Source organism: Maribellus luteus (genome assembly GCF_003576475.1).
Classification (GTDB): domain Bacteria; phylum Bacteroidota; class Bacteroidia; order Bacteroidales; family Prolixibacteraceae; genus Draconibacterium; species Draconibacterium luteum.
This window is the reverse complement of sequence record NZ_QWGR01000002.1, coordinates 583886-606919: the sequence shown is the minus strand read 5'-3', so window position 1 is coordinate 606919 and position 23034 is coordinate 583886. Positions and strand designations below refer to the sequence as shown.

Genomic DNA, 23034 nt, shown 5'->3' with positions numbered 1-23034 from the left:
ATTTGTGATTTTGATACTGCTCAATTTACTAAAAAAACCGAAGTCCCAAAAACGAAAAAAGTCCGGTAGTACCGGACTTTCTTAATATTTAATTTTTTCGTAAAGGCTATTTTACCTCACCGTTGGCTACCAGCCACTCTGCAATTTGCACTGCATTTAAAGCGGCACCTTTCTTAATCTGATCGCCTACACACCAGAAAGTGATTCCATTCGGATTGGCAACGTCTTTGCGAATTCTTCCCACATAAACATCGTCTTTACCCGAAACAAACAAAGGCATCGGATATTGCTTTTCTGCAGGATTATCCACCACTGTCAGGCCTTCAAATTTTTCAAAAGCAGCTTTCACTTCTTCTACTGAAAGTGGCTTTTCGGTTTCCACCCAAATGGCTTCTGAATGGGCGCGGGCCACCGGAATACGCACACAAGTTGCACTTACTTCAGCTTCAGTGTGCATAATTTTCTTGGTTTCCCAGTTCATCTTCATCTCTTCCTTGGTATAATCGTTCTCCAGGAAAACGTCGATCTGCGGGATAATATTCATTGCCAACTGGTACGGGAATTTGCTGATGGTTGGTTCTTCGCCGCTGGCAACTTCCTTCACCTGGTTTTCCAATTCTGCAATTCCCTGTGCTCCTGCACCACTCGCTGCCTGGTAAGTAGCCACGTGAATGCTTTTGATCGGAGAAAGATCTTCAATCGGCTTCAAAGCCACTACCATCTGAATAGTAGAACAGTTTGGATTGGCAATAATGTTTCTCGGACGATTCAGGCAATCCTCCGCATTTACTTCGGGTACCACCAACGGCACGTCATCGTCGTAACGAAATGCACTCGAGTTATCGATCATGATAGCTCCGTGTTTGGTAATGGTTTCAGCATATTCTTTTGAAATACCCGCACCGGCCGAAGTCAATGCAATATCTATATCTTTAAAATCGTCGCCATGTTTGAGTTCCTTCACAGTTAGCTGTTTACCCTTGAATTCATAGGTACGGCCGGCACTCCTTGCCGAGCCAAAAATCACCAACTCGTCCATCGGAAAATTCCTTTCTGCGAGCACTTTCAGGAACTCCTGTCCTACGGCACCGCTCACGCCAACAATTGCAACTCTCATGTTTGAATCTTTTAATAAATTAAAGTCCTTGCTATCAATTAAGTGGGCCAAAGTTAGTATTTTGCAAATAATTGTAATGTTATGGAGCCCAATCTTCAAAAAATATTAACATTCTTCCTTGTCTTTTTTAGCCTGTCGGGGCACTCTCAGGAAATATGGAATGAGCATTTCCCGCTTCCTGAAAAAGGAATATGGGGTTCGGGGGACGGAAACACCCTTCTTTTCGATTTTGAAGGCATCACATCCTGGACACTCGAATATGAAAATGTTGTGCTTTCAAACGCTGACGATTACGCTAAAACAGTTACAACTTCGGGTGGAAGATTTGAATGTCGCGACATCAACGGCGAAGTAGTTTGGCGGTCGGAAGAAATCGATATCTCGGATTATAAGAATGTCAGCATTCAGCTCATTGCCAGTGAAACAGGCAGCGGAGACAACCCGGAGACCAAATTCCTAAAAGCCTTTTATCGGGTGGATGATGGTCCGGCTTTACTTTTTGAAAACAATGGAGAAAATGCCGGGAACTGGGGCCTTGACACCGCGCACCAAGCCAATCTGAATGGAGAAAAGCTACAGATCGTAGTGCAAATGAACAATCACTATGCATCGGATAAGGTAATTTTGGATGAAGTGGTGGTAAGTGGTGAAGAAAAGAATCCGGTGTTTATTGAGCCGGGCGATGTGTTGATTAGCGAAGTACTTTTTAACCCGGTTCCGGATGGAGAAGATTTTGTGGAGATTTACAACCGCTCCGAAAAGCAAATTCCCCTCAATAAACTATACCTGGCTTCGCGCGACAAGGAACTCGAACTCACTCAAATTTATGCGCTCACCACAGAAAAGCTGTTCTTCGAACCCAACAGCTACCTCGCGCTTACCAAAGATACCAACGGCGTTTTTCTGTGGTTTACCATCGAATGTCCCGGCTGTTTCCTGCAAATGGAGAAATTCCCTTCGTTTAACAACGATGAAGATTACGTGGTTTTGCTCAACAACGAGCTGGAAGTAATCGATGAATTATCTTACACCGAAGATTTGCATCTCCCCGTTTTTCACGACCGCGAAGGCATTTCACTCGAACGGATTTCTTTTTCTACCCCCACTAACGAATCAACAAACTGGCACTCTGCCTCTTCCCTATCCGGTTACGGAACACCGGGTTATAAGAACTCACAAGCAGTAGACAGCCTTGCTGAAAATGCCGCCATAAGCTTTGAACCGGAGTCTTTTTCGCCAAATGGTGACGGCTATAACGATGAATATTTGATTCGTTTCCAACTCGAGAAACCCGGTTACCTGTGCAATGTCAGCATCTTTGATGCAGCAGGGCGGCTCATAACACAGCTGGCACAAAACAGCGTTTTAGGAACCGATGAGAAACTTGTGTGGGATGGAACCGATGAAAACGGGCAAGTTCAAAAACTGGGTGTGTATGTTGTTTTGGTTGAGCTGTACGATCTCAACGGAAATATTACCCGCTATAAGGATGGAGTAGTTTTAACCGATGTATTGAAGTAAACCTAAATGAACTTTAAATTTTATGAACCACAATAGACATATAGAAAACATAGAAATGCAAAAAATCTTTGTGTCCTATGTCCCTATGTGGTATTTAAAATCTTTCTTAGAGGTGAAAAAATATGCTTCTCGAACAATAGCTGGGAGCACAATTTATGACAATACTTTTTATACAGGTTCCTATTCAAATTCCAAACTTTTGGAACATTTCAAAAGCATCTTTTATTCAAAGCAATGTCGGAATAATCTTTATTTCATTGCTGATAATTGTGTTTACAATTGTGCTATCGGGCCAGTTGTTTTATCTGCCCGAAAAGATAAAACAACACTTCAGGGAACAATTTCCCGAGTTTGCGGTGTAACTTTAGCCACAATACAAATACAAACAATAGAAACCAAATCTCAATATTCTCTACAAAAATATGAAACGTAATTTCTTCTACTTTGCCTGGCGGGAATTTATACGGTCGGCCTCGAAAAACAAAAACATGGCGACCAAGGGAGTGCTTATTTTCCTGGCCCTGTATTTTTCACTGATCGGAACCGTAATGGGTTTTCAACTGGCTGGGAACATGGCCAATGTGCCGGATAAAATGCAAGCTTTTAATGCCCTGATTTTTATATACGCCGGTTTTGATCTTGTAATGCGCATCATGGTACAAAACCTGCCCACCTTCGGATTTCAGCCGTTTATGATCATTCCGGTAAAACGAAAAAGGATTGCCCGTTATATGCTGAACAAATCGTTGCTGCATTTTTTTAATGTACTGCCTTTGTTTTTGCTTTTGCCGTTTACCTTTAAAATTGCGGTGAATGAACTGCCCCCCCCTGTTTTGGCAGCCTGGCTGGGATCGCTTGTACTAATGATTTTTGTAAACCATTTTCTGGCCATTTACATCAAGTGGCGCACCAACGAATCAGATGTTTTGTTTTACGGATTTCTTGCAACAGCCGCGGGAATTGCAGCTTTGCAGTATTTTGGCCTTGTGAATATCAACGAGGCCTTCGGACAAATGTTCGATTTTGTAATTGCCAATCCTCCGGCAGCACTCATCTTCCCCGTGTTGATTGTCGCCCTTTATCTGCTGAATCAAAATTATATTAACAACCGGTTTTACCTCGACGAGCTTAGCCAGAAGAAAAAAGAAGGCAAGGCGCACGACTTCTCGTGGCTAAACAATGTGGGTAGTTACGGACAAATGTTGTCGCTCGAAGTAAAAATGATCCTGCGCAACAAACGTTCAAAAAGTTCGGCTGTAATGTCGCTGCTTTTTATGTTTTACGGACTACTGATTTACCGCGATTATAAACCTGACGGACCGGAGTTTATTTTAGTGCTTGGCGGAATGTTTATGACCGGTATTTTCAGCATGATGTACGGTCAGTTTTTCCCGGCCTGGCACGGAAAATACTACCCGCTGCTAATGGCACAAAACGTAAAAATGAAACAGGTGCTGCAATCGGCCTTCTTTCTAATGGCGGCAACCAACATCGTTTTCTACCTTCTGTCGCTTGGCTACATGTACATTACACCCAAAGTTTTATATGTGCATTTTGTGGTCATGCTTTACAATGTTGGGGTAAATTCGTGGGTAATTTTTGCGCTCGGACTCAACAGCCGCAAAGCCATCGAACTTAACCAGCGCGCCGCGTTCAATTACCAGGGCGTTGGAGCAACCCAGTGGCTGATGACCTTCCCGATCCTTTTTGGCCCTTTGGCAATTTTCGGGCTGATTTCCTGGGCTTTCGGCAACATTGCTGCTTACATTATTTTTGGAGCACTTGGCCTGATCGGGATTATTCTGCATCCCAAACTGATCGATTATTTTACCGGGCAATACCTGAAACGCAAATACAAAATGATTGCAGGCTATAAAGCCACTTAAGAGCCTCCCCCGACCCCTTCAAAGGAGGGGAGAAAAAGGGAGCAAATACAAAATGGCATAAATTAAATAAGAAATAAACAATAACTTTTTAAACCTTCCCCCTTAGGGGGAATAAAAGGGGGCTAACATGATACAAGCAATTAACCTACAGAAAGAATACAACGGAACCACCGTACTGAATTTACCGGAACTAAGCATCGAAAAAGGCGAAGTTTTCGGATTGGTGGGCAATAACGGCGCCGGAAAAACCACCTTCTTTTCGCTGCTGCTCGATCTTATTCGTGCCACCCGTGGCAAAGTGATCATCAACGAAATTCCGGTGGCCAAATCGGAAGACTGGAAAGAACAGGTTTCGGCCTATATCGACGAATCCTTTACCATCGGATACCTTACTCCCGACGAGTATTTTAACTTTATTGGCGAACTGCGCAACCTCAATACTACGGATGTAAAAGCCTTTCTTGAAAAATTTGCCGATTTTTTTAAAGACGAAATTGTGGGTAAAAAGAAATACATCCGCGACCTTTCAAAAGGAAATCAGAAGAAAGTGGGTGTTGTTGGCGCTTTTATGGGAAATCCGGAAGTAATTATTCTTGACGAGCCTTTTGCCAACCTCGATCCTTCGTCGCAATACCAGCTGCGAAACATGATCAAGGAAATCGGAAAGCAAAAGGATAAAACGATTCTGATTTCGAGTCACGACCTGGACCATGTTGCGGATGTTTGCTCCCGGATTGTGATCCTTGAAAAAGGAGAGATAGTTCGCGATGTTCAGAAGACCGAATCAACTCTGGCCGAGCTGGAAGAATTCTTTACCGGGGTAAAAAAGGAAACTTCTTTTATCGACGAGCTATAAAATAATACAACCCCCTTTCAATCAACAAAAAACGTTAGGTTGCAGATGGTTTTTTCTGTAATTTTAACAGAAATTTACCCGAAATGGAAAGTCACGAACAGAATATTAAGCAGGCCTATTCCAAAATGGCACAGCTGTGTAGCCGATCGGAACAATGTTCGGCCGATATCCGCAAAAAAATAATGGCCTACGAAATTGTGGATGAAATAGTGGATGAAATCATCTCCAAACTGATTGAAGAGAAGTTCATCGACGACGAAAGGTATGTTCGTGCTTATGTAAACGACAAGTTCAAAATCAACAAGTGGGGCAAAGTAAAAATGCGGCACTACCTGCTTGCCAAAGGACTTTCAGACGAAGTGATTCAAAAAGGGCTTGAAAACATTGACGAGGAGAAATACAAAACACTTTTGATCAAAACCATGAAGGCCAAGGCCAAAACGCTCAAAAAGAAAAGCCGCTTCGAAAAAATGGGACAGGTTATCCGTTACGCACAAAGCCGGGGTTTTGAACCGGAACTGATCCACCGCCATTTGAATGAAGTATTGGAATAGCAGATTAGATATTAAACAACATAAAAATATTACCTATCACGCAAAATTCGTCACCTTTTTTAATCAGTAAAAAATATAAATTAGCTCTTAATATTATTGTAAATAAAACACACATGCGTCTGACGTATTTTATCCTGATCGTTTTTGCATCAAATTTTGTATTTGCACAAAAAAATGTATCCAAATCACCCCGTCCCTCTTGGGTAAATGAAATCACTTACAGCAATGAAGCTGTTTACGACGAGAACAGTGGTTATCAGTACCTGCTGGTTGATTTTCAAGATAACTTTATCGAAAAAGCGTCCTTTAAGCACTTTGTCATTAAACTAAGCAATTCAAACGGAATCCAATCCAATTCCGATATTACGGTAGCTTTTGATCCTGCTTACCAAAAACTGCTTTTCCACGAAATTAGAATAATTCGGGATGGTCAAAATATCGACAAACTAAATCCGGAAAATATACAGGTAATCCAACGCGAGTCAAGCATGGAAAGAGCCTTGTACGATGGTTCCCTGACCGCCATTATCAATTTGACTGACGTCAGGGAACAGGACATTGTAGAGTATTCGTATACAACAATAGGATTTAACCCTATTTACAAAGGCCATGTTTCCAATACTTTTTACCACCAGTTTGCAATTCCTGTTAACCATATTTACAACAGGTTGATCACTAAAAAAGAAGAGTACCTGGAATACAAATTATACAATGAAACCAAAGTGCCTTTAATCAAAGAAAATCATGAGAACAAAGAATATATATGGGACCTTGATGGTCTCGATTTTAAACTATTTGACGACTATGTTCCCTCGTGGATAGAAATTCACAAACGAGTTTCCTTTACAACATTGAAGAACTGGAACGAAGTAGGTAACTGGGCACTTCCGTTGTATCACGTAAATATGGATACGGTTAAGAAAATTGCAGATTCGATAACCAAAAGTAAAGATAAAGACCAGGCAGCCGTTGATATTATTCGATTCGTACAGGACAAGATTCGTTATTTGGGTTTTGAAGACGGGATCAACGCTTTTAAACCCAATCAACCCGAGAAAGTATTCAGGCAAAGGTATGGTGACTGCAAAGACAAATCGTTGTTGCTGGCTTCATTATTACGTTCTGTCGGGTTTGATGCCCATCCAATTTTGGTAAATACCTATTTAAGACATGAGACAATCAATGAACTTCCGTCAATAAATGCATTCAACCATTGTATTGTCTCCTTCAAAATCGATGACAAAAATTATTTTGTAGATCCTACTATTTCGGATCAAAGAGGGGGTCTGAAAAATATTCCAATACCGGATTATGGCTATGGTCTTTTAATCAAGGCAGGAGAACAAGCTCTAACTCCAATTACACAAAAATCAAAACCCCTCATTAAAATCAATGAAGTTATCAAACTGGATTCGATAAATGGCAATGCTGCGTTTTCAGTTACAAGCAACTATACCGAATCGAAAGCTGATGGAATAAGGAGCTATTTCAATTCAAACGCAAGAGATGTCATTAAAAAGGAGTACACTGATTTTTACAGGAACCTATATCCCCGAATAGAACAGGCTAAAGACATCCAGTTGCTTGATAGTGATACCTCAACCATCGATGAATTAACGGTTAAGGAAGAATATTTTGTAAAAAACATATGGGAAAATTCAGCCACAGACAATCGGATTTATTGTGAAATTTATCCATTGGTTCTTGAAACTTATATTGACTACTTTAAATCTGCCAACCGGGAAACTCCCTATTATTTGGGTGAACCTTTTACCTACACGCAAACCAGCCAGGTAATAATGCCCGAAGACTGGGACAACGACGACTATGAAATCACCATTAAGGGACCGGGATTTAAATATGACAATGAGATTTTCTGCACCGGTCGAAAAATTAAGATCGTTCATAAATTCGATTTACTTAAATCTTCCATTCCGGGAGATTCCATTGAAACCTTTCTCTCTAAAATTGATGAAGTTAAAACGGAAATGCACTATTATATCACATATAATCCGGATCGGGCAGGCTTTAAAGTAAGCTGGATATCTGTTTTGCTTGCTATAATATCGACTTTAACAACCACCGGTTTTGCAATCTATCTTTACAAAAATTTCAATCCCGCACCTAAAGTTCCCGACACCAACCAAGCCATCGGAGGATGGATGGTTCTCCCTCTCATAGGACTTTGTCTGACTCCTTTCGTAATTTCAGGGCAATTATTCTCTCAAGACTTTTTTAACCACAATACCTGGATTGGCGTTTACAACAAAGAAGCTGCCGTTCCAATAAGCTTCCTCTTTATTCTGGGTGGGGAAATCATATTTAACTTCTTTCTTCTTGTTTTTGCTGTTTTCTTAATTATTATCTTCTTTCAGCGAAGAACCAGTCTGCCCATTTTTATCTCGATCTTTTATGCGGTAATGCTGATCGGATCAATAGCCGATTTTGCAGCCACAAAGCTGATACTCTCCAGTTTTCTGACGGAAGAAGACATAACCGAAAGTGTCAAGGCAATCTCTAAAGCTTTTGTTGCTGCCGTAATCTGGATTCCCTATTTTCAGGTTTCCGAACGGGTAAAAGATACTTTTTGTAAAACAAGAGTAAAAAAGCCAACGATGAATGAAAAACAGGAAATTCTCCATACATAAAGGCCTGGAAAGTTTCTCATTTGCCTTTAATGGGCTTCTAATTCTATTCAGGAAAGAACACAATGCGCGTATTCATTTTGTAGCCGCATTGGTAGTGATAGTTGCCGGAATCATTTTTCGTATTACTGCGTTCGAATGGCTGGCCCTCGTTTTTGTAATCGGTTTGGTTCTTGCATTGGAAGCCATCAATTCAGCCATCGAAAACCTGGCCGATTTTGTTTCCCCTCACAAACACGATCAAATTAAAAAAGTGAAAGACCTGGCCGCTGCCGGTGTTTTAATCGCTGCCGCAACAGCACTCATCGCAGGTCTGTTGATTTTTCTGCCAAAAATCCAGGCTCTGTTCATCACAGAATAAGTAAGAAAAGAAACTTTGAACCCTGAACTTTAAACTCTAAACTTTTCCTGCTACCTTTGCAAACCATCATAAAAAGCAATAAATAATGATTTTAAAGGAACAGGTAAAAGACCTTGTTGAGCGCCGGGATGCGCTGAGGAGGCATCTTTGACTACGATGCAAAGTTGATCGAATTAGAAGAAGAAGAACTCAAAACACAAGACCCCGATTTTTGGAACAACCCCAAAGAAGCGGAAGCCCAGATGAAAACGATTCGTGCCATCAAAACGTGGACCGATGGTTTTCAGAAAGTAAACAACGCTGCCGAAGATTTCCTGGTGTTGTACGAATTCTTTGAAATGGAAGAAGCTTCGGAAGAAGAAGTGGAAAGCTCGTACAAAGAAACACTAACCCTGATTGAAGAGTTGGAAGCCAAAAACATGCTTCGCAACGAAGAGGACCACCTTGGCGCGGTACTGCGTATTAATGCAGGGGCCGGAGGCACTGAAAGCAACGATTGGGCAGACATGCTCTTCCGGATGTACACACGCTGGATCGAGAAAAACGGCTACAAAATGAAAATAGCCGACATGCAGCAGGGCGACGAAGTTGGGGTAAAAAGCTGTACCATCGAAATTGAAGGTGAATTTGCCTACGGTTACCTGAAAAGCGAAAACGGGGTTCACCGCTTGGTACGCCTGTCGCCTTTCAATGCTCAAAACAAACGAATGACTTCGTTTACCTCGGTATATGTTGCTCCGCTTGTCGACGACTCGATTGAAATTGAAATCAATCCTGCCGACATTAGCTGGGACACGTTCAGGAGTGGCGGTGCCGGCGGACAAAATGTAAACAAGGTAGAAACAGGGGTTCGCTTACGGCATGCTCCTACCGGTATTACCATTGAAAACACGGAAAGCCGGTCGCAGCTTGGGAATAAGGAAAATGCCTTGCGTTTGCTTAAATCACAACTGTACGAACTGGAGCTGCGCAAACGCCGTGAAAAAACGGCCGAGATAGAATCGCAGAAAAAGAAGATCGAGTGGGGCTCTCAGATTCGTTCGTATGTGCTGCAACCCTACAAAATGGTGAAGGATTTACGCACCGGTTACGAAACCGGGAACGTGAATGCGGTGCTCGACGGTGACCTCGATGGATTCATCAAAGCCTACCTGATGGAATTCGGCGGAGAATAGCAATAAAGAAAATTCTTATAGTTGGCAATCCTCGTGGCTCAGTAACGGGATATTACGCCAACTTTATTTCAGCAGAAAAGCCGAAAACCGAATTTTCTTTATCTCACCCCTCTGTCATCCGCCAGTTGACAGATGACATCTCCCCTGAAACTCAGGGGAGAATAGATGGAATCCCCGTGGCAAGCCACGACGAATTATTTGATTAAAAACAGCCTTTCCTCTTGGAAATATCAGGGGCTTTTGGCATCTTGGGGCTGTCAGTGTTCTGGTTGTTTAAACATGCAAATACCGCGCACATGTATTCAAATGAAAAATTCATAAACAGGGAAATCAGTTGGCTGTCGTTTAACGAAAGGGTACTCCAGGAAGCGGAAGACCCGGAAACTCCCTTATTCGAAAGAATCCGCTTTATTGGTATTTTTTCCAACAACCTCGATGAGTTTTTCAGGGTGCGTGTGGCTACGGTGCGCCGCATGGTATCGCTAGGGAAAGACGAAGAAAACCTGTTGGGAGATATGACTCCCAACCAACTTCACAACAAAATTCAGCACATTGTTCATCAGCAACAACGCAAGCTGGATGTGATTTTCAACGACATCCTGGCAGAGCTGGAGGACAACAATATTTTCATGATCAACGAAGCCCAGCTGACCGAAAAGCAGGGCAAGTTTGTCAAATCGTATTTTTACGACAAGGTGTTGCCCAACCTGGTGCCGATCATGCTGGGTAAAAACAAGTTCCCCTATTTGCGCGACCGCTCGGTTTACCTGGCCGTTAAACTCTCGCAAAAAAACAATCCAAAGGAAGTACTGTATTCGCTGATACGGATTCCGGGACGCTCGGTACCGCGTTTTTTGGTTTTGCCTGAAGAAGACGGAAAACAATTTGTGATGATGCTCGATGACATCATCCGTTTCTGTATGGAGGATATCTTCTTTTATTTCGACCACGACCAATACGATGCCTACACCATAAAAATTACACGCGACGCAGAGCTCGATCTTGACGATGATATTTCGAAAAGCTTTATCGAAAAAATGAGCCAGAGCCTCAAAAAGCGCAAAAAAGGCAAGCCTGTTCGTTTGATTTACGACCGCAACATGCCCGACGACCTGCTTCAGTTTTTGCTCAAAAGAATGAAACTGGCAGAAGGAAGCGACGCGGTTCCGGGAGGCAGGTACCACAACCAGAAAGACTTTATGAATTTCCCGGAGATAGGGAAAAAGCATCATTATTATACCAACCTGCCGCCGTCGCGCCACAAAGACCTGCCGCCGTTTACCAGCGTTTTGAAGGTATTGAGACAGCAGGACATTATGCTGCATTATCCTTACCAGACATTTAACCACTTTATTGATTTTCTGCGCGAAGCTGCCATCGATCCGCAGGTAAAGGAAATAGGGCTGACGATTTACCGCGTAGCCAGTGATTCGAAAGTGATGAACGCCCTGCTGAATGCGGTAAGAAACGGGAAGATTGTAACCGTGGTGATCGAATTACAGGCCCGCTTCGACGAAGAAGCCAACATATTCTGGTCGAATAAATTACAGGAAGAAGGCGCCAACGTAATCAACGGTGTCCCCGGTATGAAAGTACACAGCAAACTGGCGTGGGTGCAACGCAAGGAAAACGGAGGAGTGCGCAACTACGCCTACATCGGAACGGGTAATTTCCATGAAGGCACAGCCAGGGTGTATGCCGATGAAGGCTTGCTAACTGCCGACCCGCGACTCGCAGACGAGGTGCAAAAGGTATTCGAGTTTTTCAAACAAAACTACCTCCACTACAACTACGAACACCTGGTGGTTAGTCCGTTTGCCATGCGCAAATACTTTGAAAAACACATCGACCAGGAAATTAAACTGGCCAAACAGGGGAAACCTGCCTGGATGATCCTGAAAATGAACAGCCTCATCGACCCGGGCATGATGATAAAACTGTACGACGCCGCAAAAGCCGGGGTAGAAATTCAATTGATCGTAAGAGGAATCTTCGGGTTAAAAACCGGCGAAAACGGGCTTAGCCACAACATTACGGCCATCAGCATTGTAGATAAATACCTGGAACATTCGCGCATTTTTCTGTTTGGTGCGGGTGGTACCGAAAAAATGTACATTTCCTCTGCCGACTGGATGCCCCGTAACCTTAACCGCCGAATTGAGGTAGCATGTCCGATTTATGATGCATCCATAAAAGCAGAGCTGAAAGAGATGTTGCTCATTCAGTTACGCGACAATTCCAAAGCGCGCGTTCTGGATCCCGATCTCTCCAATCAGTACTCGGAAGACGGGCTTGACAAAAAATTCAGGGCACAGGAAGACTACTATCATTATATTAAATCGATTACTCATTCGGCACAGGAAGAGACCATTAATACAACAGAGTAAAATTCATTAAAATGAAGATATACCACAATCCCCGTTGTTCAAAAAGCCGCAACGGACTCCAATACCTCGAGAACAAAGGCTGCCAGTTTGAAGTAGTTAAATACATGGAAGAAGGCATCAGCGAAAAAGAGCTGAAAGAAATTATCGCGCTTACCGGGAAAAAGCCTTTCGACTTTGTACGCACGCACGAGCAGGATTACAAAGACCTCTACAAAGGAAAAGTTCTGAGTGACGAGGAGTGGATAAAAATACTGGTTCAAAATCCCAAATTACTGCACCGCCCCATTGTAGTGAACGGCGATAAAGCTGTTTTGGGAAATCCACCGGAGAACATCGACCAAATCATGTAATTAAACATAAGGCGCTGATTCCCGGACACATACTGCGCTTGCAACTTCGGAAATCTTTGTATATTTGCAGCCGTATTAACCACGTGTGCTTGATAACCACGTTAAAAACAAGTAAATGAGAACAACTGTATCAGTAACTTTCATGCTGGCGGGTATTGTTTTTGCAGCCTGCCTCATCCTTTCCAACATTCTTGCAACGAAAATTATGATGATTGGCCCGTGGTCGGCTCCTGCCGGAGTTTTGATCTTTCCGCTGGCGTACATTATTAACGACGTAATTGCCGAAGTGTGGGGCTACCAAAAAGCCCGTCTGATTATCTGGGCTGGTTTTGGCGTAAACATTCTCGCAGCTTTGTTTATTACTTTGGCCATTGCAGCTCCCGCCGCTCCGTTCTGGCAAAACCAGGATGCCTTTGCCACCACTTTGGGCAGCACTTCGCGTATCGTCGCAGCCAGTTTACTGGCCTATTTGCTGGGGTCTTTTTTGAATGCTTATGTAATGAGCCGCTTCAAAGTAATGACCCGAGGCAAAAACTTTTCCTTGCGTGCCATTGTATCAACCCTGGCCGGCGAAGGTGCCGATTCACTCATCTTCATCACCGTTGCCTTTGCCGGAGTATTTCCTGTAAATGTTATGCTGACGATGATTCTGACACAGGCACTGATCAAAACCGTTTATGAGATTCTGGTGCTTCCGCTTACCATCGTAATTGTAAACAAGGTGAAAAAGCTGGAAGGCATCGATACCTACGATTACAATGTCTCGTACAATCCGTTCCGCTTAAAACAGGTTTAAAATGATAGCAGAGAAAGCCCTTGTTGTTTTCTCGGGCGGACAGGATTCTACCACTTGTCTGTTCTGGGCACAGCAGCATTTTTCGGAAGTGCAGGCCATTGCTTTTGATTATGGCCAGCGGCACAAAATTGAGCTGGAAGCCGCGAGAAGCATTGCTGAAAAAGCAGGTATTCAACTCCACATTTTCCGAATGGACCTGTTGGGACAACTCACGCAAAATGCACTCACTTCGCAGGAAATGGAAGTGGAAGAAGCAAAACCGGAAGACCGGCCCCCCAACACGCTGGTGGAAGGACGAAACATGTTGTTTCTGACCTACGCAGCCATTTTTGCCAAAGCCCGCGGTATTCATCATTTGGTAACCGGTGTGGGACAAGCCGACTTTAGTGGCTACCCCGATTGCCGGAACGACTTTATTCTGTCGCTGAATTCAACCCTGAATTTATCGATGGATTATGACTACACGATTCACACTCCCCTGATGTGGAAAGACAAAGCAGCAATCTGGCAACTGGCGGATGAACTTGGAGTGATGGAAATTGTACAAAACGAAACCGTAACCTGCTACAACGGCGTAAAAGGCAAAGGTTGCGGACATTGCCCGGCCTGCATGTTGCGCAACCGCGGACTGGAAAATTATCTAAATTCAAAAAAAGCATGAGCGATTTAAAACACCTCGGAAACGAAACGAACTACCTTTTTGATTACACACCCGGTGTATTGGAAACCTTCGACAACAAACATCCGGAGAATGATTACTGGGTGAAATTCAATGCACCTGAATTTACCAGCCTTTGTCCGATAACCGGGCAGCCCGACTTTGCAACGATTTACATCAGCTATATTCCGGGTGAAAAAATGGTGGAAAGCAAAAGCCTGAAACTTTACCTGTTTAGTTTTCGCAACCACGGCGCGTTTCACGAAGATTGCATCAACATTATCATGAAAGATTTGATCGGGCTGATGGAACCGAAGTACATCGAAGTTTGGGGAAAATTTCTACCACGTGGCGGTTTAAGCATCGATCCGTACAGCAATTACGGCAAACCCGGGACCCGTTACGAAGAACTGGCCTGGCACCGCATGCAAAATCATGATCTGAATCCGGAAAAGATCGATAACCGCTAAGAAGATTGCTTTTTCATTGAAAGAATAAGAAGCAACCTATAGTCTTTTTACTGCAAGGATTTGAAAGATTACTTTGCGATCAGGTTTTGGGCTTCGCGAAGAATCCGGTTGATCTGTTTTTCCGGCAAGCCCATTTCCCGAAGCAAATCAGGTTGGTTATTGAGCTCGCTGCAAAGAACAATGCCCTTTTCAAGTAATTGCTGTTTCTGGGCTTTGCTTAGCGAAATCAGTGAAGTAAGCGGATGCAGTCCCGACTTATCAATGTACTGTTTCAACCCTTCTCCCTCCGGGAAATCCCATGATACCATAAACAACCCGACACAGGTTCCGTAACTCGTGGCATCCTCGCTAAAACGAGTATTGGTAACTACGCCGCCGTGGTACTGAAGATCGGTACCGTATTGTTTTTCCCAGGCTGCTTTCACATCCAGAAAACGCGAATGAATATACAGGGGCACCTGTACCCCGCTTTTTGTCAGGCTATCGCTGTGAAACTTGCATTCGATCATCAGCATTTCTCCGTTTTTTCGGGCCACCACATCCACCTCGTGCTGCACACATTTCCCCTTAACAATCACGCCGGTCTCCACCTGGTATCCCATGGTTTCGAGCACCCGCCCCACAAATTTTTCAAAAGGAAATCCGGTTGGTCCCAGCTCCATAATCGCATTTTTCAGACGGTAACGTCCGGCCATTTTATACGATTCTTTTTTCAAAAGACTAAAGGCCAACTGGTAGATCTTCCGCGTCGGAATCCCGTCGTACAACTCATCCCGGACCAGCCGGACAATGTGTTCCTGCTCCTGTTTCCCTGCCCCCGACGACTGAAGTGCCTGTTTAAGTTTTCCGGCATCAAACAACACTTTCTCTCCGTTTCCCTTTGTAACGTGCAAATTCATGGATTTTTGATTTTGCCTCTAATTTAAAGGATATTTTGTATCGTTGATGGATATTCCCGTTTTCCAGACAAAAGTGTTCAATAAAATTTCAGGGAATTGTCTTATAGAAGCAAACTACTCAATTATGGGACAGCCTTTTGCTTCGGCTTTTCTTTGGCTTATCAGCCGGATTTTACTATTTGTCATGACACAAATAGTAAACACAAAAGTCTAGGCTGCGTCCGCTTCGCACGAAAAAACTACGTGTTGCCGGCTAAGAGTTCGGAACTCCCCCGAGTATTCGGGGTCAAACAGCCGAACTCTTTTAACGCCGACTTCACTTGTTTTTCGGCTCACCGCCCAAGGCCAATGTACGCTTCCAATCTTAGTTCCGAACAGAGATGAAGCCTCGCAGAAAAACCATAAAAAAAACCGGCTGTCTGCTGACAACCGGTTCATTATTTTTACTCTTCCCTAAATCGGGAGGTTCTACAGTCCTAATTTTTCTTTGATCAAACCCGGAATTTCAGAAGGTTCTTTTGCCACCGGAACACCAGCCGCATTAAAAGCCTTGATCTTTTCTTCGGCGGTTCCCGAACCACTGGAAATAATTGCCCCGGCATGTCCCATCCGTTTTCCGGGAGGAGCCGATTGTCCGGCAATAAAAGCAACCACCGGCTTGGTCATTTTCTCTTTGATAAATTTGGCCGCCTGCTCTTCTGCATCGCCACCAATCTCACCAATGACTACCACGGCATCAGTTTTCGGGTCGTTCTCATACATTTCCAGTAAATCGATAAAATACAAACCGGAAACAGAATCACCACCGATCCCGACGCAGGTTGTTTGCCCCAGATCATTCTCTGTCAACATGTTTACAACTTCGTAGGTAAGTGTCCCCGAACGCGAGATCAAACCAATATTTCCGGGTTTAAAAATCATTCCCGGAAGAATTCCGATCAAACATTCACCCGGCGTGATCAGGCCCGGACAGTTGGCGCCCACCAACTTGGTATTGTTTTTCTTCAAAACCGGCATTACGCGGATCATATCCTGCACCGGCACATGCTCGGTAATACACACCACCAGGTCAATTCCGGCATAACTCGCTTCCAGGATGGCATCACCGGCAAAAGGCGCCGGAACAAAAATTACGGAAGCATTAGCCCCGGTAGCTTTCACAGCGTCTTCAACCGTATTAAAAACCGGAATGCCTTCTACTTGCTGCCCCGCTTTTCCCGGAGAAATCCCACCAACGATGTTGGTGCCGTAAGCCTTCATTTTACTGGTATGGAAAGCACCGTCGCGTCCGGTGATTCCCTGCACAATTACTTTGGTATCTTTATTTATAAGAATGCTCATTTCTCTAACTTTTTACTTTCGACTTTTCACTTTTGACTTAGCTCTATCGCTTTCTGTGCTGCTTCGCTCATGGTTTTCACCACCGGCAACCCGGTCTTTTCTATAATTTCGAGCCCCTCTTTGGCATTGGTTCCCGACAGGCGAATCACGATTGGAATATCGGTTTTTATCTGATCGAGCGCAGCCACCAAACCACGGGCCACGTCATCGCAGCGGGTAATTCCACCAAAAATGTTGATCATCACCGATTTCACATTTTTATCGCCCAGCAGGATGTTCATGGCATCAACTACTTTCTGCGGATTGGAAGAACCACCAATATCTAGGAAGTTGGCAGGCTCTCCTCCATACAACTTGATCATATCCATGGTAGCCATTGCCAGGCCGGCGCCGTTCACCATACACCCGATGTTTCCATCCAGTTTGATATACGAAAGTCCTTTTGCGTTGGCTTCCAGCTCTTTTTTCTCGTTCTCGTCGGCTTCGCGCATGGCAATAATTTCTTTTTGACGGAACAAGGCGTTATCGTCAAAATTCATTTTACCGTCGATCGCCAAAACTTGTTTATCCGGAGTCAGTACCAGCGGATTGATTTCAGCCAGAGAAGAATCGGTTTCAATATAGAGTTTGTAAAGCTTTACCAGGATTTCGGCTGCCTGACGTATCTGTTTCGGATCGTTAAACAGCTGCAAAGCCACTTTGCGCGCCTGCCAGTCCATCAAACCCATGGTTGGGTCGATCGGCATTTTAATGATCTTCTCAGGATTGGTTTTTGCTACTTCCTCAATCTCCACTCCCCCTTCGGAACTGGCCATCAGGGTTACAGCTTTTGCATTTCGGTCGTTGATCAGGCCAACATAAAATTCTCTGTCGATATCCACGGCATCGGCAACCAGTACTTTTTCAACCGTTATACCTTTGATATCCATTCCCAGTATCAGTTTGGCCTTTTCAATTGCTTCGGCTTTGGTAGTTGCCAGTTTCACTCCACCGGCTTTTCCTCGTCCACCAACCAATACCTGGGCTTTAACAACCCTCAGTTTGTCCTTGTCCGAAACTTTCTTTTTTACTTCATCTACCGAATGGCACAACTCTCCTTCCGGCACAGGAATCCCGTACTTCCTGAATAAATCTCGGGCTTGATATTCATGAATTTTCATGTGTTTAAATTGTTTTTCGCCGAATTATGAAAGCAAACCAAAAGAACCTGAATGTTGCGGTTTTTTACTAAAGGTCTGTGCAATCGTTCATTTTCGGCCTGTTACGGTTGAAAAAATTATCGTTAAATTTATCAATTATTTAACCCTCAAACGACCAAATTGTTTTCTTTTTTTTATGACCTACAACACATTTCCTGTGTAACTTTTATCACATGTTTTAAAAATATTCCGGAAGAGAAGAGTCAGGCTGGCTGACTTCCGAATTTTCGTTAGTTTTGTGCCTCAATTTCTACTCTTATGAAGGATTTAATCAAACAGGTTATAGAGGATGAAGCGCAAGCCATCCGAAACATTCCGGTTAGCGACGGAATGATTACAGCGATCGAACTGATTTACGAACGGGTACACCAGAGAAAAGGGAAACTGGTAACCAGCGGAATGGGGAAAGCCGGGCAAATTGCCTTAAACTATGCCACCACATTCAGTTCTACCGGAACACCGGCCGTATTTCTTCACCCCAGCGAATCGCAGCACGGCGACCTGGGAGTATTGCAGGAAAACGATGTATTGCTGGTGATCTCCAACTCGGGCAAAACCCGCGAAATTATTGAGTTGATTGATCTGGCCGAAAACCTTCACGAAGGTTTGCCATTGATCGTTATTTCCAGCAACCCGGATGGAGTACTGGCGCAAAATGCCGATGCATTCATTTTTACCGGCAACCCCAAAGAGGTATGCTTGCTGGGCTTGTCACCCACAACTTCTACCACCGTAATGACCGTAATTGGCGATGCTTTGGTAGTTTCGATGATGAAAAAGATCGGTTTTACGAACGAAGAATATGCCAAGCGTCACCACGGAGGCTACCTGGGAGACAAATCGCGGATGCAGGCAAAAACCGACAAAAAGTAGAACCTTAGCACTACAATCAGAAATTTCGGAAGGGGCATTTCCCGAAAGAGGTTTCATAAAATGAAGACAAATGAGAATTACCAAAGAAAGCACTGTAGGATTGGTTATTGACATACAGGAACGTTTGTTCCCGGTAATGCACGAAAAAGAAACGCTGCTGAAAAACTGCCAGATACTTATCGAAGGCTTGAATCATTTAAGTGTTCCCGTGCTGGTTTCGCAGCAATACACACGTGGTTTGGGCGAAACACTGCCCGAAGTAAAATCACTGTTTACGGAATTTGAATATCTTGAGAAAAAAGATTTCAGTTGTTTTGATGTTCCGGAAATTCGTGAAAAGCTGGACGCTTTCAACGCCAAAAACGTAATTATCTGCGGCATTGAATCGCACGTTTGTGTTTTGCAAACCGCGGTTGATCTAAAAGAAGCCGGTCTGAACCCGATTGTGGTGATGGATTGCGTTTCGTCGCGTACCCCGGAAAACTTCGAACTGGCTAAAGAACGCTTCCGTCACGAAGGCATTTTGATGACTTCGTACGAATCAATTCTTTTCGAGCTAACGCGGGCAGCCGGCACCGATGAATTCAAAGCCATATCCAAACTGGTGAAATAACACTCAGCTAATCAGGTTAAAAACCATATAAAAAAAGCAGGGAGTACCCTGCTTTTTTTTATGAGAGTCAATTTTAAAAAATATCCAATTCTCAATTTTGAATGTAAAATATCCAACAAAATCCGGGAAATTGGATATTCTGCAATAAAAAAAATCCAGAATAGGGGTCTACATCTAACCTTCATTTCTGCTGGTGATTCCCCGGAATCATGATTGTTTTGTTTTGTATTTCAACTCTTTTCTTATTTTTAACCAACCGAACCAATAGTAACCGTTTTTAACCATGAACAGAACAATCCTTTCGCTCGTACTGATTTTTAGTGCTTTCTCCGTTTTTGCTCAAAACCTGCCAGCTCCAACCGGCTTGCTGACAGAACTGCTTCGGGAGCCTGAAAAGGCCGTTATTACCGACTCCAATCCCGAGTTTGGATGGATCTTTCCGCAAGAAGGAGTAACTCAAACTGCTTACCAAATACTGGTGGCTTCTTCTCCCGGTCTGTTGACTGAAAAGGGTGCAGATTTGTGGAACAGCGGAAAAATCAATACCGCAGCTTCGATCAACGTTTCATACAAGGGAAAGAACCTGTCGCCCCATTCAAAATACTGGTGGAAAGTAAAGGTGTGGGGGAAGGATGGCAAAGCGAGCGTATACAGTGAACCTCAGCAATTCATTACCGGCACCTTCGATTGGAGAAGCGACGAGTGGACAGGTGTCAGCAATTGGGTGGAACTGGCACCCGGCAACTGGGTAACAGAAGACCGGCAAATGGCGAGCTTCACCCAAAAAGAACCGGTTTTATTCAAAAAAGTAAGTGAAGGAAACTGGTTTGCCGATTTTGGACAGGCAGCCTTTGCTACAGCTGACTTTTCAATTACTTCGGATGTTGAAGGACAAAAGATCAGAATTTACCTGGGTGAACGAAAAAATGAAGATTTATCGGTGCATAAAAATCCGGGGCGTAGTAACATTGGCTTCTTTCAAACAGAAATCGAATTAAAAAAGGGAACTCACACTTACCAGGTAAAAATTCCGCCACACAGCGCCCGTTATCCACACAGCCAGAAGATGGCGCCCTTTTATCCCGAAGTAGTCCCGTTTCGTTACACAGAAATTGAAAGCGACGGAAAAATAAAGGTAAACAGCATCACGCAGGAAGCGCTCTATTATCTGTTTGACGACAGCCAGTCGGCCTTTAACAGCCCCAATGAGAACCTGAACAAAGTGTGGGACTTGTGCAAATACACGCTCAAAGCCACGCCGTTTCTAGGGGTTTATTCCGACGGAAACCGCGAGCGAATGCCTTATGAAGCGGATGCTTACATTCAGCAACTGGGACACTATGCGGTAGATCGTGAATTTTCGGCGGCACGCTACAGCCTTGCGTTTTTGGTTTCGCATGCCAGCTGGCCAAGCGAATGGCAAATGCATACGGTAATGATGGCCCGGGAACACTACATGCACACCGGCGACACCGAATTTCTGGCAATGATCTACAACGACCTGAAAAAGAAAACACTGATCGACCTGCAGCGCGAAGATGGCCTGATTAGCACCAAAACCGGCAAACTAACCCCCGAGGTTCTGAAAGGCATCCATTTTACGGGAGAAAGATTCAGAGACATTGTGGACTGGCCGCCTGTAGAAAACGACAACTATGAATTTGCGGATTACAACACCGTGGTTAATTCATTTTACTTTTATTCGCTGAAATGCATGTCGGAAATTGCCGCCGCACTTGGAAAAAACGAGGACAGCAACTTCTATAAAACACATACCGAAAAGGTGAAACAAAGCATTCTGCGCAACATGTTTGACACGCAGAAAGGCTATTTTGTGGATGGGAACGGTGCCGGCCACGCGAGTTTGCATGCCAATATGTTTCCGCTGGCGTTCAACCTGGTTCCAGAGAAAGACATTCCTTCGGTGGCCCAATACATCAAAAGCAAAGGAATGGCGTGCAGCGTTTACGGCGCCCAATACCTGCTGGAAGCATTGTACAATGCGGGAGAAGCTGAATATGCCCTGAAGCTGATGACATCGGAAGACAAAAGAAGCTGGATGAACATGATAAAGGTTGGCTCTACTATGACCACCGAAGCCTGGGACGAAGCCTACAAGCCCAATCTCACCTGGAATCATGCGTGGGCAACCGCTCCGGCCAACATTATCCCGCGGCGTTTAATGGGTATTCAACCCGTAGATCCCGGCTTTAAGACTTTTGCTGTAAACCCGCAGCCAACCGGGCTTCAAGACATCCAACTCACCATCCCGACAATTCGCGGAGCAATTACCTGTAAGCTCAAAAGCAATCCGGAAGAATGGGAAATGGAACTTTCGGTACCCGGCAACAGCGAAGCACTGGTACTTCTTCCCTCAGAACTTGCGAATGTAAAGGTTAACGGGAAAAAAGCAGAAGTCAATTCAACAGTCGAATACCTCGGCATGTCCAGGAATTTATTTAAACTGGCCAGTGGAACTTACCTTATTTCAGCAAAAAAATAGATCTTTGCAGCCAGAAAGGGATTAATTATGCTTGAGATTTGTGCCATCGCTTCCGGAAGCAACGGAAACTGTTATTACATAGGAAACCACACCGATGCGGTTTTGATCGATGCCGGCATTTCGACCAAACAGATTCTGTTGCGCATGAAAGAACGCGACCTGGATGCGGCAAAAATCAAAGCATTGTTCATCACTCACGAACACGGCGATCATATGCGGGGGGCGCGCGTATTAGGGAAAAGGCTTCAGATTCCGGTGTACCTGACCGCCAAAACCTACAACAGCTCGTATAAAAACCTACGGCCCGACTACCCAAAATTCTTCTCTCCTGAGGATGTCATTCCAGTCGGAGATTTTACCATTCACCCGGTGCTTAAGAACCACGATGCCGCCGAACCTTGCTCTTTCAGAATTGAATATCAAAACCAAAACATTGGCGTTTTTACCGATATTGGCGAAGCCTGCAACAATGTAAAAACACACCTCCAACTGTGCGATAGCCTGTTTCTGGAATCAAATTACGACGAAAAAATGTTGTGGGAAGGAAGTTATCCGTGGCACCTGAAAAAGAGAGTGGCATCCGATGTCGGGCATCTTTCCAACGACCAGGCCTTTGAACTCTTAACCCAGCACGCCGGAGAAAACCTGCAATGTGTGTTCCTTAGTCACTTGTCGAAAGAAAACAATACGCCGGAAATAGCCTTCGAAACCATGCAGCCGTTTACCGAACGCTTTGCGGTTAAACTGACTTCGCGCCACGAAGCCTCCGAAGTTTTTCAGCTTCAGTAAAAAAATCCCGAACCGGTTTTACAACCAATCCGGGATATCTG

At 44.1% G+C, this 23034-nt stretch carries 21 protein-coding genes; 17 read left to right on the top strand and 4 right to left on the bottom strand.

The window, feature by feature from the left end:
* Window positions 1–106: 106 nt before the first annotated feature.
* A complete protein-coding gene (locus D1614_RS05195; RefSeq protein ID WP_119436832.1) occupies window positions 107–1117 on the bottom strand; it encodes an aspartate-semialdehyde dehydrogenase in 1011 nt (336 codons plus the stop codon).
* Between the two features lie 81 nt (window positions 1118–1198).
* Here D1614_RS05195 and D1614_RS05190 point away from each other — a divergent pair, with 81 nt between their 5' ends.
* The 13 genes from D1614_RS05190 (at window position 1199) to queF (ending at window position 14776) form a co-directional block, all read left to right on the top strand.
* The gene (locus D1614_RS05190; protein ID WP_119436831.1) at window positions 1199–2638 is read left to right on the top strand and encodes a lamin tail domain-containing protein; all 1440 of its coding nucleotides are present in this window, start codon (window positions 1199–1201) and stop codon (window positions 2636–2638) included.
* 22 nt (window positions 2639–2660) lie between these two features.
* Window positions 2661–3071 carry a hypothetical protein gene (locus D1614_RS25535; RefSeq protein ID WP_147384027.1) on the top strand — a complete coding sequence of 137 codons (411 nt, stop codon included), beginning with the start codon at window positions 2661–2663 and terminating at the stop codon, window positions 3069–3071.
* Window positions 3061–4524, top strand: coding sequence for a DUF5687 family protein (locus D1614_RS05180; RefSeq protein ID WP_119436829.1), 1464 nt, complete (start codon window positions 3061–3063; stop codon window positions 4522–4524). The genes D1614_RS25535 and D1614_RS05180 overlap by 11 nt, the downstream gene beginning before the upstream one ends.
* 127 nt (window positions 4525–4651) lie before the next feature.
* A complete protein-coding gene (locus tag D1614_RS05175; RefSeq protein ID WP_119436828.1) occupies window positions 4652–5380 on the top strand; it encodes an ABC transporter ATP-binding protein in 729 nt (242 codons plus the stop codon).
* 83 nt (window positions 5381–5463) lie between these two features.
* A complete protein-coding gene (locus tag D1614_RS05170; RefSeq protein ID WP_119436827.1) occupies window positions 5464–5934 on the top strand; it encodes a regulatory protein RecX in 471 nt (156 codons plus the stop codon).
* A gap of 113 nt (window positions 5935–6047) precedes the next feature.
* Complete coding sequence (locus tag D1614_RS05165; protein WP_119436826.1) at window positions 6048–8582, top strand: DUF3857 domain-containing protein; 2535 nt, start codon at window positions 6048–6050, stop codon at window positions 8580–8582.
* Window positions 8554–8940: a diacylglycerol kinase family protein gene (locus tag D1614_RS05160; RefSeq protein WP_119436825.1), complete on the top strand. Its 387-nt coding sequence runs from the start codon at window positions 8554–8556 to the stop codon at window positions 8938–8940. Before D1614_RS05165 ends, D1614_RS05160 begins: the two co-directional genes overlap by 29 nt.
* Before the next feature lie 85 nt (window positions 8941–9025).
* Window positions 9026–10115 (top strand): peptide chain release factor 2 gene (gene prfB, locus D1614_RS05155; RefSeq protein ID WP_119436824.1). Its coding sequence is split into 2 segments (ribosomal slippage): window positions 9026–9088 and window positions 9090–10115, totalling 1089 coding nucleotides; the frame shifts between segments, so codons are not numbered across the junction.
* Window positions 10116–10411: 296 nt separating this feature from the next.
* Window positions 10412–12502 (top strand): polyphosphate kinase 1, encoded by a 2091-nt coding sequence (ppk1, locus tag D1614_RS05150; protein ID WP_119436920.1) that lies wholly within the window; start codon window positions 10412–10414, stop codon window positions 12500–12502.
* 11 nt (window positions 12503–12513) lie between these two features.
* Window positions 12514–12852: an arsenate reductase (glutaredoxin) gene (gene arsC, locus D1614_RS05145; RefSeq protein ID WP_119436823.1), complete on the top strand. Its 339-nt coding sequence runs from the start codon at window positions 12514–12516 to the stop codon at window positions 12850–12852.
* A gap of 115 nt (window positions 12853–12967) precedes the next feature.
* Window positions 12968–13648 carry a queuosine precursor transporter gene (locus tag D1614_RS05140; RefSeq protein WP_119436822.1) on the top strand — a complete coding sequence of 227 codons (681 nt, stop codon included), beginning with the start codon at window positions 12968–12970 and terminating at the stop codon, window positions 13646–13648.
* Between the two features lies 1 nt (window position 13649).
* Window positions 13650–14309, top strand: coding sequence for a 7-cyano-7-deazaguanine synthase QueC (gene queC, locus D1614_RS05135; protein WP_119436821.1), 660 nt, complete (start codon window positions 13650–13652; stop codon window positions 14307–14309).
* Entirely contained in the window at window positions 14306–14776 is a 471-nt protein-coding gene (gene queF / locus D1614_RS05130; protein ID WP_119436820.1) for a preQ(1) synthase, read from the top strand. Before queC ends, queF begins: the two co-directional genes overlap by 4 nt.
* A 68-nt stretch (window positions 14777–14844) precedes the next feature.
* On the opposite strand, the gene D1614_RS05125 is transcribed toward queF, so the two are convergent.
* From D1614_RS05125 to sucC, 3 genes are all read right to left on the bottom strand, one after another.
* Window positions 14845–15675 carry a restriction endonuclease gene (locus D1614_RS05125; RefSeq protein ID WP_119436819.1) on the bottom strand — a complete coding sequence of 277 codons (831 nt, stop codon included), beginning with the start codon at window positions 15673–15675 and terminating at the stop codon, window positions 14845–14847.
* Window positions 15676–16143: 468 nt separating this feature from the next.
* Window positions 16144–17016, bottom strand: a complete 873-nt coding sequence (gene sucD, locus D1614_RS05115) for a succinate--CoA ligase subunit alpha (protein WP_119436817.1) — start codon at window positions 17014–17016, stop codon at window positions 16144–16146.
* Between the two features lie 26 nt (window positions 17017–17042).
* Complete coding sequence (sucC, locus tag D1614_RS05110) at window positions 17043–18176, bottom strand: ADP-forming succinate--CoA ligase subunit beta (RefSeq protein WP_119436816.1); 1134 nt, start codon at window positions 18174–18176, stop codon at window positions 17043–17045.
* Window positions 18177–18473: 297 nt separating this feature from the next.
* On the opposite strand from sucC, the gene D1614_RS05105 reads away from it, so the two are divergent.
* The 4 genes from D1614_RS05105 to D1614_RS05090 all read left to right on the top strand — a co-directional run bounded on the left by D1614_RS05105 (window position 18474) and on the right by D1614_RS05090 (window position 22993).
* Window positions 18474–19088, top strand: coding sequence for a KpsF/GutQ family sugar-phosphate isomerase (locus tag D1614_RS05105; RefSeq protein ID WP_119436815.1), 615 nt, complete (start codon window positions 18474–18476; stop codon window positions 19086–19088).
* 70 nt (window positions 19089–19158) lie between these two features.
* Window positions 19159–19701 carry an isochorismatase family protein gene (locus D1614_RS05100; protein ID WP_119436814.1) on the top strand — a complete coding sequence of 181 codons (543 nt, stop codon included), beginning with the start codon at window positions 19159–19161 and terminating at the stop codon, window positions 19699–19701.
* A gap of 283 nt (window positions 19702–19984) precedes the next feature.
* Complete coding sequence (locus tag D1614_RS05095; RefSeq protein WP_119436813.1) at window positions 19985–22204, top strand: alpha-L-rhamnosidase-related protein; 2220 nt, start codon at window positions 19985–19987, stop codon at window positions 22202–22204.
* Window positions 22205–22231: 27 nt separating this feature from the next.
* Window positions 22232–22993, top strand: a complete 762-nt coding sequence (locus D1614_RS05090) for an MBL fold metallo-hydrolase (RefSeq protein WP_119436812.1) — start codon at window positions 22232–22234, stop codon at window positions 22991–22993.
* Window positions 22994–23034: the final 41 nt, after the last annotated feature.

What these genes read in the sequence shown, in the direction of transcription:
- D1614_RS05095 (WP_119436813.1), top strand. Translation starts at nt 19,985, where the DNA reads ATGAACAGAACAATCCTTTCGCTCGTACTGATTTTTAGTGCTTTCTCC.
- ppk1 (WP_119436920.1), top strand. Translation starts at nt 10,412, where the DNA reads ATGTATTCAAATGAAAAATTCATAAACAGGGAAATCAGTTGGCTGTCG.
- D1614_RS05190 (WP_119436831.1), top strand. Translation starts at nt 1,199, where the DNA reads ATGGAGCCCAATCTTCAAAAAATATTAACATTCTTCCTTGTCTTTTTT.
- D1614_RS05125 (WP_119436819.1), bottom strand. Translation starts at nt 15,675, where the DNA reads ATGAATTTGCACGTTACAAAGGGAAACGGAGAGAAAGTGTTGTTTGAT.
- D1614_RS05090 (WP_119436812.1), top strand. Translation starts at nt 22,232, where the DNA reads ATGCTTGAGATTTGTGCCATCGCTTCCGGAAGCAACGGAAACTGTTAT.
- D1614_RS05160 (WP_119436825.1), top strand. Translation starts at nt 8,554, where the DNA reads ATGAAAAACAGGAAATTCTCCATACATAAAGGCCTGGAAAGTTTCTCA.
- D1614_RS05140 (WP_119436822.1), top strand. Translation starts at nt 12,968, where the DNA reads ATGAGAACAACTGTATCAGTAACTTTCATGCTGGCGGGTATTGTTTTT.
- sucD (WP_119436817.1), bottom strand. Translation starts at nt 17,016, where the DNA reads ATGAGCATTCTTATAAATAAAGATACCAAAGTAATTGTGCAGGGAATC.
- queF (WP_119436820.1), top strand. Translation starts at nt 14,306, where the DNA reads ATGAGCGATTTAAAACACCTCGGAAACGAAACGAACTACCTTTTTGAT.
- D1614_RS05180 (WP_119436829.1), top strand. Translation starts at nt 3,061, where the DNA reads ATGAAACGTAATTTCTTCTACTTTGCCTGGCGGGAATTTATACGGTCG.
- D1614_RS05170 (WP_119436827.1), top strand. Translation starts at nt 5,464, where the DNA reads ATGGAAAGTCACGAACAGAATATTAAGCAGGCCTATTCCAAAATGGCA.
- D1614_RS05105 (WP_119436815.1), top strand. Translation starts at nt 18,474, where the DNA reads ATGAAGGATTTAATCAAACAGGTTATAGAGGATGAAGCGCAAGCCATC.
- D1614_RS05195 (WP_119436832.1), bottom strand. Translation starts at nt 1,117, where the DNA reads ATGAGAGTTGCAATTGTTGGCGTGAGCGGTGCCGTAGGACAGGAGTTC.
- D1614_RS05100 (WP_119436814.1), top strand. Translation starts at nt 19,159, where the DNA reads ATGAGAATTACCAAAGAAAGCACTGTAGGATTGGTTATTGACATACAG.
- D1614_RS05175 (WP_119436828.1), top strand. Translation starts at nt 4,652, where the DNA reads ATGATACAAGCAATTAACCTACAGAAAGAATACAACGGAACCACCGTA.
- D1614_RS05165 (WP_119436826.1), top strand. Translation starts at nt 6,048, where the DNA reads ATGCGTCTGACGTATTTTATCCTGATCGTTTTTGCATCAAATTTTGTA.
- D1614_RS25535 (WP_147384027.1), top strand. Translation starts at nt 2,661, where the DNA reads ATGAACCACAATAGACATATAGAAAACATAGAAATGCAAAAAATCTTT.
- sucC (WP_119436816.1), bottom strand. Translation starts at nt 18,176, where the DNA reads ATGAAAATTCATGAATATCAAGCCCGAGATTTATTCAGGAAGTACGGG.
- arsC (WP_119436823.1), top strand. Translation starts at nt 12,514, where the DNA reads ATGAAGATATACCACAATCCCCGTTGTTCAAAAAGCCGCAACGGACTC.
- queC (WP_119436821.1), top strand. Translation starts at nt 13,650, where the DNA reads ATGATAGCAGAGAAAGCCCTTGTTGTTTTCTCGGGCGGACAGGATTCT.